This is a genomic window from Sphingobacterium sp. SRCM116780, assembly GCF_021442025.1.
Classification (GTDB): Bacteria; Bacteroidota; Bacteroidia; order Sphingobacteriales; family Sphingobacteriaceae; genus Sphingobacterium.
The window spans coordinates 2,400,436-2,416,256 of the sequence record NZ_CP090446.1 but is presented as its reverse complement, the minus strand read 5'-3'; the positions used below and the strand labels follow the sequence as shown (position 1 = coordinate 2,416,256).

The window sequence follows — 15,821 nt, the reverse complement described above, 5'->3', positions numbered from 1 at the left end:
AATACCATTAATAAGATACACGTACACCAAAACTATATGTTGATGAGATAGGGTAGGTATTACTGTCATAACCACCACCTTCAGTAGTTCCCGTAATCTCTGGTGTGAATCCGTTATATTTTGTAAATATTGCAGGTCTATCCGCTGTAATGTAAAGTCTAATGCCCGTTTTCTTTTCCTCTTTACCTACAGAAAAACTGTAACCAAGTTGAACATTTTGAATACGTAAATAAGAACCATCCTCTACGAAAAATGAATTAGCAGCATAATTGTAATTCTGAGTAGTACCATAAGCAGAAGGATATTTATTTGTAGATCCTTCACCTGTCCATAGATTCGTTACAAAATCAGCATCACCATTCATATCTGTATATTTAGAACGTAATGCTCTATTTTGATTTAAGATTTTGTTACCCGACTGACCTTGAAAAGCAATACCTAAGTCAAAATTTTTGTAATCAAATGCGACATTGAAACCGTACATAACTTTTGGTAAATAACTACCTAAATTAACACGATCTTTTTCATCTAATACATTGTCACCATTTTGATCTTTGTATTTAAAATATCCAGGTTGAACATTATTTGCGACTGCAATAGGATCAGCTGTTACTTCAGCTTGATTTTGATAAACACCGATTTGCTCGTATCCGTAGAAGAAGTTTAATGGTTGTCCAACTTCAATACGGGTAGGGAATTCTGATTTTCCAGTCGATAGGTAAGCTAAGCCACCTAGATCTTTCACTTCATTTTTCAATGTCGTTAAGTTACCTCCGATTTTATAACCCAAATCACCAAACTTATCAGACCAAGATAAATTCAATTCTAAACCGCTATTCGCAACATCACCGAAATTTCCATAGATCGTACCACCTCTTAATGAGCGCGTTCTATTAAAAGCCAATCCAGTTGTTAATCTGTGATAATAGTCTAAGGAACCTTTTAATTTATTTTTTGCTAAGGTAAAATCTAAACCAGCATCCCACTCTTCAACAACTTCCCATCCAATTTTAGAAAACTGACTTTCAATGGTATATCCAGGTAGGTAAGCACCATTTGCTAATCCCATACTTCCAAAAATACCAGAATAATCATTTCCTGTATTTAAGGTTGCGTAACCTGCATTTGCAGTGATTCCATCATTACCTAATTTACCCCAGCTACCTCTTAATTTTAAGAAATTAATTGCACTAGAATTTGCTAAGAAGGACTCGTTAGATAACACCCATCCAAGACCGACAGAAGGGAAGTAACCCCATTTTGTTTGGTATTTAGAACTTCCATCAGCACGGAAAGTCGCTGTTAACAAATATGTCTTTTTAAAATCATAAGTACCTCTGGCAAAATAAGACAATCCAGCATTACGTGTACCGTCTTCAGAATAACCAGTAACGGATTTAGTTCCTTGGTTGACATACCAGCTTTCTTCGTTTGCAGGGATATTATCTGCAGATACATTTGTATTTCTCCAACGATCTTCTCTAACCGATTGACCTAACAATACCGACCAGCTATGATCATTCACTTGATCTTTATAGGTCAATAAATTATCCCAAATGTAGTTGGTATAACGGTCTTGGATAGAAACCAATTTAGATAAAGCCGAACGTTGCGTATTATCAACATAATATTCAGGAAGATAATTGTAGTTTTGGTTCGAAGCTAACTTTTGACTAAATTGAGTTTTGAACGTGATTTTGTCTTTCCAGATATTGGCGTCAGCATAAAATGATGGCAACACTTGAAAAGATTTTGTCCGATCATAACGATAGAAAGCCGCTGCATATGGGTTATTGTAAACACCATTATTATAACCTAATGATGTTGAAGAAGCAAACTTTTCTGGAAAAGCCAAATTGTTTGTCTGATCGTACACGGGGTATAATGGAGAAGCATAATAAGCAAGTACAAAAGCGCCATTTTCAGGAGAGAATAATGTAGAATTACTCATGTGCACGGTAAATCCTACTTTCAACCAATCAAAAGCCTTAGCTTCTGTTTGTAGTCTGATGTTGTATCGTTTATAATCATTTTTGGCATCCATTACACCATCTTGGTATAAGTAATTCGCACCAAACGAGTAATTAACACGGTCTGTACCGCCCATGATATCCACAGCATGACTATGCATTGGGGCATTTTTACTTAATAATTCTGAGTACCAATCGGTATTTGTGCTTGGATTAAGACCTGATCCTCCAAATTTAGCTACTGATAATAAAACACGGGATGAATCAGAAGAAGTTCTTTTCAACAGTTGCATAGCTGCATATTCACTTCCATTAGCCATTTTTAACATATTGGTAGGACTTTGGAAACCCACGTAACCGTTATAGTTCACACGAGTTTTCATGTTCATCTTTCCCTTTTTAGTAGTAATCAATACCACACCGTTGGCTGCGCGTACCCCATAAATAGCTGCTCCAGAAGCATCTTTTAAGATCGACATATCTTCAATATCATTTGAATTTAAGAAGTCGATATTGTCCACAAACATACCATCTACAACATAAAGTGGGTTCTCATTGTTCAAAGATCCAACACCCCTCACTCGTACTGTAGCCGAACTACCAGGAGCTCCTTTAGTAACTACCTGCACACCGGAAACACTACCTTGTAAAGCTTGCATCGGGTTGGCCGTGGTTCTTTTGTTTAAATCTTCCACATTTACGCTTGTCACGGGAGCGGTAAGGTCACTTTTCTTTGCTGTACCATAACCAATAACGACAACCTCTTCTAATGCTGCAGATTCATTTTCTAAAGCAATGTTTAGGTTCGTGCTACTTCCAACAGGAACCTCTTTTGTTTTAAATCCTACATAAGTTACAGTTAGTATATCTGTACTTTTTGCTTGGATGTTGAAAATACCCTGTCCATCGGACTGCGTGGCAGTTGAACTGCCTTTTACAACTACAGTAGCTCCGGATATTGGAGAGCCATTGCTCATATCTGTAATTTTTCCGCTTATTCTCGCTGCTTGCTGTGCAAATCCGGGTAGGAATAAAAACAGCATGAACAAGAACAGTCCATAAGTAAATAATTTCCTCATATGTGTTTGTTTAGTGTGTAAATTCTATCAATTTATTTGTTAATTGATTCAAATTGGTTACGCAGTATGCTTTATACTGCGTAACAAAGATGTGATGTATAATTTATTACAGCAATTATTTAACTACAACAATGTTACACTTGATTTAGTTTTGTTAAAATCTATTTATTTTTTTAAAATTAAATATCTTTTATTCAGTTGTTTGTGATTTTTTGTTTACAATTAAAAAAAGAGATATAGTGTGTTTTGTACACTTTTGACAAGGAGAGGTAATGATGTAGTAAATGAACGATTTTTTGTGGGTATAGTAGAAATGTGAGAGGTGTTTAAGTGCATGATATGTTCAAAATATTAGAACATATCATATATGATGGACAGCGGATTTTTATACTTCAAGTAAGAATTCTGTCAGGTTTTTTTCAGTCGGAATATTCAATTTTTTGCGTAATCGGTATCTTCTTATTTCAACACCTCGAGTGGTAATATTTAAAAGAGAAGCAATTTCTTTACTGCTCATGTTCATACGTAAGTAGGCACATAGTTTGAGATCATTGGGTACCAACGTAGGATGATTTTGTTTTAGTTTCTTAAAGAAATTTTCATGCGCCTCATCAAAACTCTTTTCAAAAATATTCCAATCCTGATCATCATCATACGCTTCATCTATAATCTTACTGATCTTACGAAGTTGATCAGACGATAACTTCTGTCCATCTTTATCTTTTAAATCCATCAGCTCTTCATGAATATTCGTCAATAATTGATTCTTATAAACAATACTCATGGCAGAATTCGCTAGTTCTCGGTTTTTATTATCCAATTCCTTTTCGAGTTGTTCATTTTTCAATTCGACAATTCTTTTTTCATTTTCCTTTACTTCCTGTTCGATCAATTTGCTTTGTTCTTCGGCAAGCTTACGCTGGATCAGGTTTTGATGACTTTTAAGTTTCTGCTGATATTTTTTCTGAAAATAATATAACGCGATAAAAAATAAACCTATATAAAGTAGATAAGCCCACCAAGTCTGATACCAAGGAGACAAGATCGTAAAGGTCAGATCCGTTTGTTCAGTAATCTGCCCATTTGGAAGTCTTGCGCGTACATGGAACGTATATTGTTGCGGTTGCAAATTGGTAAACTCTTTTTGAAAATCTTCTGTCCATGCTGACCAATCGTTCGAGTGACCCTCTAAATAATATTGGAATTCAATGGGAGTGGAACTAAACCAAGGCATCGCGTAATGAATGCGAATATTATTATCTCGAAATGGAATTTCAATCAAGCCATCTTTATCGACGTTTATCGCTACAGGGGATTGCGAAATATTTAATAATTCCCGAATAATAGGCTTTTGACCTTTTGAAAAAGCAGGTATTTTATTTTTGTTATTATAAAGAGCAAATCCGTTATCTAAGCTGATCAGGTACAGCGATGGAGCAACAGCTGTTACAAATTCATAATCATTAATCATGCGATGATTCAATACCCGCAAACTGCTCGTATCGATACTGATTTTTGCCTGATCCTGAAATTGTACATAGGCAAGCTTACCCTTGTTCATAAACCAATAAGAATTTTGTTCTTGCGCAGGAATGATTTTAGAAGAAGAGGCAAAACTTCCTAACTTTTCATTTAAAAAGGAATAAGGTTGAAACTTATCCGATAACTCATCGTACCTGAATAAACCCAAATCGGAAGTAAATACAAAAGTTTGATTCAATTTGAAAACATGTGTGTTTTTTTGAAGACCAGGAGCATTAGTCTTCGTATATAATCTATTTTTGACCACCTGTGTATAGGAAGGGTCAAATTGAAGCAATTGTAATCCTTCAAATCCAGTCGCCCAAAACTCCGTTCCACCCTTATATTCCAGATGTGTAATGGGTTTCGTGAGGCTTTTGATCCGATTTTTAAATACCAAACCATTTCCCGCTTTCTGGAAAAAGCTGATACCTGTATAATTTGCCTGAATGAACAAGTTAGCGTGATTAGGAATCTGTTTTAAAACCCATCCTCCAGTGATATCCGATATTTTATCCAATTGGTTGCCATTTACTCGAAAAGTTCCATCATTATGTCCACAGATCAATTGCTGATTGATGATAGAAAGATCCCATACTTGACCTTGTGAGTTCGGTACAAATTGAAATCGCAACTTATTATTTTTCATATCGGGAGACCAATCGCTATAGAACAAGCCTTGATTTGTACCCACATATAACTTGTTCTCGAATACTTTTGCGGTATAGATTGTTCCTAAGGAACCATTAACATCGGTATAATAATAAAGAGGTGACTGGATGTCGATGCGGTCGATTCCATTATCAAGTCCTGTCCATATTTGCTGCTGACGATCTTGAATCAAGGAGAGAACAGTATTGTTTTGCAAGCCATTTTGTTTATTAAGATGTTGGATGATATCACCTTGTTTATTGATAATGATCAATCCACTTAGAATGGTTCCATAAGCATAATAATTATTGAACAATAAAACCCCATTATTAACTTGACTTGTCGACAAGAGATTATTCGCTGGAATATTCCACCGACTGATTCCTATTCCATCCTGATACTTATAAAGACCATTCTTAGCTGTCGCAATGATATAACTGTTTTTACTTTCAGGGAGAATGCTTAAAATATGTTGGTTTGCGAGGAGTTCTTTTCCCTGTACAGGAATAAACTGATCTCCCTGTAATTCGAATAGGCCATCTGGTATTTTTTCAATGAACACTTTATCATTCGCATGATGGATAAACAAAAAAGGTTGACCATTTCCCAATAAGGTGGTTACTTTTTTATTTTTTAAACGGTAGATACGAGCAAAAGATTGGAAAAGAATTTGATCTTTTTGAATAATAATTTTCCATATTTCATCTTGTTGTAGTGTACTGTTTCTTTGCTCTTGGCTTAAACTGTGGTAGCTAAGTGGTCCAATTCCATTTCTTTCCCAATATCCAAATTCCGCATATCCACCAGTATATATTTTGCCGTCAGTTGCTATAGCGACAGACCGAATAATACCCTTATTAGGTAATGGAAACAGCTTCCAGGATTGCCCATCAAATTCCAACAAACCTTCTGTATTAGCGACGTAAATGAACCCGTTTGGATGTACCGCTAAACCCCAGTTTTGATTCCCAGCTTTGTAACTGAATTTGGAATATTGTTGAATCCAAGGTTGCTCCAATGAGGAGATCTGCTGACTATAGGCAAAAGGACAACTCCAGAATAAAAGGAGTGCAGTAAAAAAAGTTAGGGTAAAGGATTTTGAAATTAGCATTTACAATATATTATTCTACCAAATATATCAATTTGTAATTTATTTGCAAGTGAACACAGCCTTAATCCTTATCTTTGCAGCATGTCTGAACACGCTATTTTGGAACAAGAAACAATCGTGGCTCTAGCCACAGCTAGTGGTAGTGGAGCAATTGCTGTTATCCGACTCTCGGGAAAAGATGCTATTGCAATTACCAATCAAGTTTTTCGAGGTAAGAATTTGTTGAAACAAGCTTCTCATACTCTTCATTTTGGTACTATCCGTGATGGAGAAGAAATCATTGATGAAGTGTTGGTTTCCCTATTTGTAGGCCCCCATTCCTATACCAAAGAAAATGTGGTGGAGATTTCGACTCACAATTCTAAATACATCATTGAACGGGTGATGAGTTTACTCATTAAAAAAGGAGCACGTGCAGCAAAAGCAGGAGAGTTTACGTTACGAGCTTTTTTAAATGGAGGGATGGATCTTTCACAGGCAGAAGCTGTTGCCGATTTGATTGCTTCAAATTCTGCGGCTTCCCATCAGATCGCTATGCAACAAATGCGAGGAGGATTCTCCAATCAATTGAAAAAATTACGTGATGACTTGATTCATTTCGCATCTCTTATCGAATTGGAACTAGACTTTTCAGAAGAGGATGTTGAATTTGCAAATCGTGATCAGTTGAAGAAGCTGATCAAAGAAATCAATCAAGTGGTGAATAAGCTGATTGCTTCTTTTGAACAAGGTAATGTGTTGAAGAATGGTGTCCCTGTGGTGATTGCAGGAAAACCAAATGTTGGTAAATCCACGCTATTGAATGCATTGTTGAATGAAGAGCGTGCCATTGTTTCAGATATAGCGGGTACAACACGTGATACCATCGAAGACGAGATCAATATTAAAGGAATCACATTCCGCTTTATTGATACCGCTGGAATCCGAGAAACAATTGATGTCATCGAAGCGAAAGGAGTGGAGCGTACGCGAGAGAAGATGAAGCAAGCACGTTTGATTATTTACTTATTTGATCCGACGCAAGATCAGGTAGCAGATATTCAATCACAGATTTCGGATGTTACAGTTTTAAATATTCCTTTTGTGACGATTATTAATAAATCAGATCTCCTTACTGCTGAACAAAAACAACAATATGAGGTCTTGAAACCCTTGTATATCTCTGCGAAAGAGCAGGTAGGTGTGGAAGAGTTGAAAGACGAGTTATTGCAACAAGTGAATCTTGCAAATTTGAATACAGATGATATTTTAGTAACCAACATCCGCCATGTGGAAGCGCTGCAAAACACCCAATCTTCTTTGGAACGTGTGCTGTATGGTATCGATAATCCAGTTACTTCTGACTTTTTAGCCATGGATATTCGAGAGTCTTTATATCATTTAGGTATGATCACAGGCAGTGTCTCAACTGACGATTTGTTGGATAATATCTTTTCGAAATTTTGTATCGGAAAATAATTTTCATAAATAAAACAAAGGAGTATTTCGTCAATAATAGAAAGCAACTCATCTCAATGGAGGAGTTGCTTTTTATTAAAATATAACTCGTCTGCTATAAAGTGCTTAGCCATGTTCACATGCAGATGCTACATGTTTCAATTGATTTGTCTTTTCGTTTTCTGTGATATTTTTCGGAAAGGTCACAAAGCTCAGAATAAATGTAACTGTCAGCAGCAAAATACTTACCCATAAAACATACTGAACGCCATAATAAGCACTAACTAATCCTCCGAGAAATGCACCTAATGAAATTCCAATATTAAAGGATGAAGTCAGTAAACTATTTACAAATTCTAATGCATGATGTGGAACAGATTGTGTTGTTCGGATATTTGAAACCAGAAATCCTCCAGTATGGATCATTCCCCAAAGCGAGACGATGATGACCATAGGAGTAAAAATCCCCCCAAGATAATAGGCTAGAATCTGTACCGTCATTAAGAGCATTAAAAACAGTCTTGCAGTCAACATTACATTGCGATTCAATGCGATTCCCATGAGCCAATTCCCTAGAGTCCCCATTCCTCCGAAAAGAAGGAGCATCAAACTGATCTGTGCACCATCCATCTTTGTAATTTGTTCGAGGTAAGCAGTAAGATAGGTGTAACTGGCAAACATTGCCGCTAGTGTAGCTATGCTAGCAATCAGATTAAGCCATAATAGAGGACTTTTCAACACCTCTAGTTGATTCTTGGCAGATTTTGTACGATCTGCGGGAATAGAGGGTATAAAGAACAATAGACCAATAAAGGCAATCAAACTGATAGCGCTATTAAGGAAAAATGATGCCTGCCAATGATGGAATAGATCTACTGCATAGGTTGTGAAGGGGATACCGAGTACCGTGGCTAAACTTAATCCTAACATGACTGTAGAAACCCCTTTTGCTCCCTTTTCCTTGAATGCAATTGCAATGGAGATATTCCAGAATAGGGGATGCAATATCGCCGGCAATATTCTTGCAATCATAAGCGTCGTGAAATTTGTGGAAAATGCTGAGATTAAATTAGAAAAAACAAATATACTCATTACCAAGCACAACAAAAGTTTTCGGTTTATTCTGGTTGTATATGAAGTAATAAATGGGGAAGAAACGGCGACAGTTATCGCAAATGCACTCAGGAGCCATCCCGCTGTATCGATTGATACGCCGAATTGCCGACTAATAGTCGGTAGAATGCCGACTATTCCAAATTCAGTGGTAATGATGCCAAACGCTCCCAGTGCTAAGATGTAGATTGATGTTTTCATTAATGTTTAAAATTTTTATTTAGCAAATTTGAACAGAAAAATTGTAAAAAATCAGTATATTTTAATGATAATTGGGTATTTTTACCTTATGAGAACAGAGAATATAGATCAATTGGTAAAGGTTGAATACCATCAGACGACCAGCTGCCCCTTAAAAGATAGCCAGTTCTCCTTTTTCCAAATTGTATATGTTATTTCTGGAAAAGGATTCCTTAAGATAAACAACAATATTGCTTCTTTCAGTAAAGGCAGCTTAATTCTCCTGACTCCAAATGACCATCACTATTTGGAAATTTGTGAAAATACAGAACTTTTGCTGGTGAAATTCAGTGAACGTTATGTAAAGGAATACAAGTGGAACAGTATTAATTCGATGGAATGTCTACTTTATGGTGCTTCCTTTTTGTCTGGCTGTATTTTGCAGAATAAACCTGATGTTGTTTTGGTTGATTCAATCATAACATCGCTGCTCCACGGTCTAAATAATCCAGACCTTTACCAGCAGGAACTGACCTTGCATTATGTAAATGCATTGATCGTGATCGCAGCAAGGAATATTTCAAAGATGAGAGCGGAGAATGTTACTTCCAATACGGACAAAAGAGTAATTGATATTATTGATTATATTCAGGGAAACATCCATGATCCATCATTGTTGAAGATCTCTGCAATATCTCGGAAATATGGATTTTCAGAAACCTATCTTGGCAGTTATTTTAAAAAGCAAAGCGGGGAAACGATTCAGCAGTATATATTGAACTATAAAATGAGATTGATTGAACATCGGCTGCTATTCAGCGATATGCGGGTGAATGAAATTGTGACTGAGTTCGGTTTTTCAGATGAAAGCCACCTCAATAAGTTTTTTAAAAAACGGCACCATGTTAGTTTGACAGAGTTCAAAAAGATGAAAGGACTTAAAGCACTGGTATAACCATCATACTCCCGGTACTAGACATTTAAACATGTATTGTTCTTGTTTTGAAGATAATTTGAGTTTGTTTTTGACTTTAGACCATCCATTGTATTTAGTAAATTTGTATCAATTGTTACTCAATGAGGTTCACTTTTAGTATCGGGAAGTAAGAGATAAACTGCTTTAAAAACAAGCGATCATTTATATGGAAGCTTTGTTTAAAAGATGGTTTTATGTGGAGATGTGTAAGTTGGAAAAGTGATTGTCATGACCCTTATTTTCTAGATTTATCAGATATGTATTCTGAAAAAGATTTCGAAACATCTATCATTGTTGAATTACAATATTTTATTGTAGAATTGAGGAGTGATTTTGCTTTCATGGCTCGTCAAAAGCATATCAATATTGATAATAGAGATTATTATATCAAGCTTCTATTCTATCATCGTAGGCTAAACATGGAACCGGTAAAAGTTTCTATTTGGGAGTTACTAGGGAGATATCTGATTTTTTTTAAATTCACTCGGTCGCATCCCATATTTTGATTTAAAAACTGTAGAGAAGTAATTTGGGGAAGAAAAACCAACCATATACGTGATTTCTGCTATGCTATATCTTTCATTAATTAGTAAGTATTTTGCTTTTTTCAACCTCCTGTTCATGATATAATCAGCTACACTGCAATCCAGTAGGGCTTTAACTTTCCTGTACAACTGAACTCTGGAGATGCCTATTTCTTTACTGATCTCATCAACACTAAAATTTTCGTTAGAAAGATTTTGTTCTACTATTCCTGCAAAGTCATTTATGAATTTTTTGTCCAGACTTTTAGAAATCGGTTGCTTCCCCGAACTGCTTATATCACTAACATAATGGCTTTTGAGTAGGTAACGGTTCTTTAACAAGCTCTTTACGGTTGCTACTAGATAGTCGTAATTAAATGGCTTTACAATATAAGCATCAGCCATACTTTCCATGCCGTTAATTTGTTGCTCCAGGCTGCCATGGGCAGATAATAGTATAATTGGAATATGTGAGGTCCGAATATCGGATTTCAGTTTTTCAGTGATCGAACGTCCTGACAATTCAGGAAGTACCAGATCTGATATGATCAGGTCAGGTACTTGTTCGTATGCTGAAGCTATGCCTTTTTCACCTGTGTCCGCTAAGAAAACTTCATAGTCCTCTTCAAACTTATTACCCAGATAATTCAGCAGATCATGATTATCCTCAATAATTAATACCGATTCCTGTTTTATTGTTGTCAATGAATCCAAGTTTCTAATCTCATTTATATCACTAAGTCCAGTTGTATAGATTTTAGCATCTTCATAAAGCACGTCTTTGTTAACTTTTCCTCTCAATTTTTCCTGTTCACTAAAGTGAGCATCCCCCAATTGAAGTCGAATGCTGAACTTCGTTCCCTGGATTTTTGTGCTTTCAACTGTAATGTTACCATGATGAAGTGTCATCAGTTCCTTGGATAAGGATAAACCAAGCCCCGAGCCTTTTGCAGCATTCGTATGCGCTTGATAAAAATGGTCGAATACATGTTCAATCTCCTCTGCCGCGATTCCTGGTCCATTATCCTTCACGGAGAGAACTACTGATTCTGAACCATGAGTGATTTCCACGTAAATGATCTCATTGGCTGGAGTAAATTTTAACGCATTAGACAATAGATTGAATATTACTTTGTCCAGCATGTTGACATCCAACCATACTTTGATCTCCTGGGCATCTGTGATCAGTCTGATATCGATATTTTTCTTTCTCGCGTTATATTGAAAGCTCTCCAGAATATCATTTACAAAACTGACAATATTGGTCTGAGAAACACTCAAGCGCATTTTATTATGTTCTATTTTCCGATAGTCAATGAGTTGATTGATGAGTTTAAGCAGTCGATAGACATTTTTGTGAATAAGGTTCAGTTTTTTTTCTGCCACTGACTTGATCTTTTCGTTCTGTATAAGATCTTCAAGAGGGGATAAAATTAAGGTAAGGGGAGTTCGGAACTCATGAGACATATTCGTGAAAAAGTTCAGTTTAGCCTCTGTAGCTGCCTCTGCTTTACTTGACATTTCAATCAGTTGGTTGCGCTGATTTAATATTTCAATATTATTTGCCTCCAGGTTTTTATTGATCTTTCTGTTTTCTAACAAGGCGTAGAGCGCAAGACCTCCAAAAACCACTGAAAGCACAAGGGTTATTACTATTATATTAAGTACGATCTGTTGGTTTTTAAAAAGTTTCTTTTGCCCTTTCAGTAAACTTCCCTGGCGTTCAATATCTTTCTGCTGACTAGTGAATTTGTTCCATTGGAGTTTCATAAGATCAACATTTGTTGAATCAATGACAAGGGACTGTAAAATATTTTCTTTAGAAAAGGATTCTTTGTTTAGGATTTTAAAAGCGGTGGTAATAGCCTCTTTACCTCCTGTCGGATACAGCACACTAGCTGTTAAAACTTTACTGCTTACCATTTCCAAACCTCCTCCTTTTCCCGGTAATGCATCAATCCCAATTACTTTGATCTGTTTTTTCAACTGGAGGTTATTCAAAATTTTTCTGCTTCCAGAAGCCATCTGGTCATTATGTGCAAAAACGGCATCTATATTTATTAAGGAATCTTTGATTTTAGCTAGCTCCTCCTCCGTATCTTTTTTTAACCAGTTTCCATAAACCTGATTTGTAACGCTAATGCCTGGATACTTTTTCAAGCCTTCATTGAATCCTCGCTGCCGCTCAATTGTGGGAGAGGAACCAGGAAGTCCCATAACTTCAACGATGTTTCCTTTTCCTTTAAGTATTTCTCCCACATACTCGCCTGCCATTTTTCCTATTTGGAAATTGTCTGCACCCACATAAGCGGTATAGGCTGTAGAGGCTGTCTTCCGATCAATAATAATTACAGGTATGCCCTTGTTATATGCTTCCTCTACGATGGGGGTTAGGGGCTGAGCCTCATTTGGGGATATAATCAGAATGTCAATCCCTTCATTGATCATTTCGCGCGTCTGTTTCTCTTGAAGTTTACTACTGCCATTCGCATCTGCATAGGTCAGTTCCGCATCCTGATGTAAAGAAAGTTCCATTTTTATTTCTTCGAGCATCGTTCTTCGCCAAAGATCTGAACCAACACACTGAGAAAAACCAATTCTATAGGACGGATTCTCCTTTTGCTTTTCACATCCTGAGAGTAAGAAGCAGAAAAAAAATAATAACGTAATGTTGTTAAGTCGATTATAGATGGTTTTCATTGTGGAATTCATTTTGGAATTTCATTTAAATATATAGAAAAGGTTGCTATAAGTGAAATAAGGTCTGACCAGCACCCTTCAAATCCTCGGCTTGCATGTATCAAAACCTGAGCTTTTGTGATTCAAAATTGAAAGTCTGAAATTTTTATTCTTTTTAGTTATGTGCAAGTGTCTTGTTTTCAATGCTTTGTTTGATTGTTGAAATTTGTAGTTTTTAGAAATGATTTTGATGTTTTTCATCCAAGGGGTGCTCTAATTTGCAATCATAAACCAATTATAAATTTTGAGTATGAAAAAATATTCCGTCCTGGCGTGGTCCATGGTCGTAGCCCTTGGAGGCTTTCTTTTTGGATTCGATACGGCAGTTATCTCTGGTGCAGAAAAATCAATCCAGCAGTTTTGGCAGCTTTCATCGTTTGAACATGGATTTACCATATCTATAGCACTTATAGGAACTGTAATTGGTTCTCTTATCGGTTCCCGCCCTTCAGATCGTTTCGGTCGTAAAAACACGTTGTATTTTGTAGCAATAGCTTATTTATTGTCCTCTATCGGTACAGCTATGGCGACAGACTGGCATATCTTTTTAACTTTTAGGTTCCTCGGTGGACTTGGAGTCGGGATATCCTCTGTCACAGCACCCATATATATATCAGAAATTTCTCCTGCGCATAAAAGAGGAAGATTAGTAGGTTTATTTCAGTTCAATGTTGTTTTAGGCATTCTGATTTCTTACCTGTCCAATTACCTCATCAGTCAGATTGGAGAGTCCTCATGGCGATGGATGTTGGGTGTTCAGGCATTCCCTTCTTTACTGTTTCTGGTGCTGATCTATTTCATCCCCGAAAGTCCGAGATGGTTGGTGTTAAAAAAAGGAGCTACTGAAGTTGCTTTGAAAATACTTAAAGTTATCAATCCACTTAATTGTGAAGAAGAATTGACAGCTATTCAAAATTCAGCTTTAAAATCGACATCAGGGAATGATGAAAATCTATTCTCCCGTAAATACAAAACTCCAGTGATGTTGGCTATATTATTTGCTTTTTTCAATCAGGTTTCTGGGATCAATGCTATCATTTATTATGCACCCCGAATTTTTGAAATGGCTGGGCTTGGTGCACATTCCTCTTTGCTTTCAACCGTAGGGATCGGGATGATCAATTTCATTTTTACATTAATCGCCATTAATTGTATTGACAGGGTCGGTAGAAGAGTATTGATGCTGGTAGGTTCCTTTGGATTAATCGCTTCCCTTTTTCTTGTTGGATTTACTTTTTATACAGAGAATTTTTCTGGCTTCGCAATTCCTGCTTACATGATGCTTTTTATCGCATTTTTTGCTTTCTCTCAAGGTGCGGTAATCTGGGTTTTCATATCCGAAATCTTCCCCAATTCAGTTCGTGCAAAAGGACAAACCCTTGGTAGCTCAACCCACTGGATCATGGCGGCGATTATCGCATTTTGTTTTCCATATTTAGCGGAAACCTTAGGAGGAGCAACGACATTTTTCTTCTTCGCAGCAATGATGGTGCTCCAGCTGATTTTTGTATGGAAACTGATGCCTGAAACCAAAGGTAAATCCTTGGAACAGATAGGAACGAATATAATCATGCATTAGCTATCGAAGATATGAATTTATCAACAAAAAAATCAGTGGTATGCTTCGGTGAAATCCTTTGGGATAATCTTCTGGATGGCAAAAGACCAGGTGGTGCACCAATGAATGTAGCCTACCACTTGCATAAGTTAGGACTGCAAAGTCATTTGATCAGCAGTATTGGCAATGATAAACCGGGCAAAGAGCTATTGGAGTTCCTGAACAAGATCGGCATAAAAACCGAATGGATACAGACAGACGATCAGCATGAAACCAGCCAGGTACTGGCTACTATCAGCGAGGAAAATGAAGTAAGTTATGAGATTGTAGCGCCTGTTGCCTGGGATTATATCAGGTGGGAAGATGAAATGGAAGGCTTGATCAAATCATCCGACACATTTGTATTTGGAAGTTTGGGTTCTAGAAATGAAGCTTCTCGCTCAACCTTGTTTAAAATGCTTGCGCATGCACAGTACAAAGTTTTTGACGTGAATTTAAGAATACCACACTATAGTCCTGAATTGGTGTCAGAGTTGCTTAAATGCGCTGATATGGTTAAAATAAATGCTACTGAGCTGCACATGATCTCGGATTGGAGCGGGATTTCCTATTCTAGGGAACTGGATTGCATTGCTGCCATTTTCAGCAAGTTTGGAATGAAGGAAATTCTGATTACCAAGGGATCGCAAGGTGCAACCTATTACACGAGAAACCTGATTTATCAATATCCAGCATATACGATTAGTGTCGCTGATACGATAGGAAGCGGAGATTCTTTTCTGGCCGCATTCCTAGCCATGAAGCTTGCAGGTGAGCCGCTGGAAGTAACCTTAGATTATGCAGTAGCAATGGGGGCGTTTATCACATCCCAGTCGGGAGCTTGTCCCGAATATTCAAAGTTTGATTTTGACAGATTTATCTGGGAACGCAAATGGTTCACATCAGAAATTTCATCATTATAA

General features: G+C 36.8%; 9 protein-coding genes. 5 read left to right on the top strand and 4 right to left on the bottom strand.

What is annotated here, in order from left to right:
• Positions 1–7: 7 nt before the first annotated feature.
• Both LZQ00_RS10415 and LZQ00_RS10410 read right to left on the bottom strand, forming a co-directional pair.
• Positions 8–3,049, bottom strand: coding sequence for a SusC/RagA family TonB-linked outer membrane protein (locus LZQ00_RS10415; RefSeq protein WP_234509222.1), 3,042 nt, complete (start codon positions 3,047–3,049; stop codon positions 8–10).
• 385 nt (positions 3,050–3,434) lie between these two features.
• Positions 3,435–6,332 carry a transcriptional regulator gene (locus tag LZQ00_RS10410; RefSeq protein WP_234509221.1) on the bottom strand — a complete coding sequence of 966 codons (2,898 nt, stop codon included), beginning with the start codon at positions 6,330–6,332 and terminating at the stop codon, positions 3,435–3,437.
• A gap of 81 nt (positions 6,333–6,413) precedes the next feature.
• Between LZQ00_RS10410 and mnmE the strand changes: the two genes are divergently transcribed.
• Entirely contained in the window at positions 6,414–7,790 is a 1,377-nt protein-coding gene (gene mnmE, locus LZQ00_RS10405) for a tRNA uridine-5-carboxymethylaminomethyl(34) synthesis GTPase MnmE (RefSeq protein ID WP_234509220.1), read from the top strand.
• A 105-nt stretch (positions 7,791–7,895) separates the two neighbouring features.
• Here the strand turns inward: mnmE and LZQ00_RS10400 are convergent, their stop codons facing one another.
• Positions 7,896–9,083 carry an MFS transporter gene (locus LZQ00_RS10400; protein ID WP_234509219.1) on the bottom strand — a complete coding sequence of 396 codons (1,188 nt, stop codon included), beginning with the start codon at positions 9,081–9,083 and terminating at the stop codon, positions 7,896–7,898.
• 88 nt (positions 9,084–9,171) lie between these two features.
• On the opposite strand from LZQ00_RS10400, the gene LZQ00_RS10395 reads away from it, so the two are divergent.
• Positions 9,172–10,017: an AraC family transcriptional regulator gene (locus LZQ00_RS10395; protein WP_234509218.1), complete on the top strand. Its 846-nt coding sequence runs from the start codon at positions 9,172–9,174 to the stop codon at positions 10,015–10,017.
• Positions 10,018–10,232: 215 nt separating this feature from the next.
• Positions 10,233–10,544, top strand: coding sequence for a PDDEXK nuclease domain-containing protein (locus LZQ00_RS18525; protein WP_411028052.1), 312 nt, complete (start codon positions 10,233–10,235; stop codon positions 10,542–10,544).
• On the opposite strand, the gene LZQ00_RS10390 is transcribed toward LZQ00_RS18525, so the two are convergent.
• Positions 10,491–13,262 carry a substrate-binding domain-containing protein gene (locus LZQ00_RS10390; protein ID WP_411028066.1) on the bottom strand — a complete coding sequence of 924 codons (2,772 nt, stop codon included), beginning with the start codon at positions 13,260–13,262 and terminating at the stop codon, positions 10,491–10,493. The genes LZQ00_RS18525 and LZQ00_RS10390 overlap by 54 nt on opposite strands.
• A gap of 289 nt (positions 13,263–13,551) precedes the next feature.
• On the opposite strand from LZQ00_RS10390, the gene LZQ00_RS10385 reads away from it, so the two are divergent.
• Together LZQ00_RS10385 and LZQ00_RS10380 are read left to right on the top strand one after the other, a co-directional pair.
• Complete coding sequence (locus LZQ00_RS10385) at positions 13,552–14,880, top strand: sugar porter family MFS transporter (RefSeq protein ID WP_234509216.1); 1,329 nt, start codon at positions 13,552–13,554, stop codon at positions 14,878–14,880.
• An 11-nt stretch (positions 14,881–14,891) separates the two neighbouring features.
• A complete protein-coding gene (locus tag LZQ00_RS10380) occupies positions 14,892–15,821 on the top strand; it encodes a carbohydrate kinase family protein (RefSeq protein ID WP_234509215.1) in 930 nt (309 codons plus the stop codon).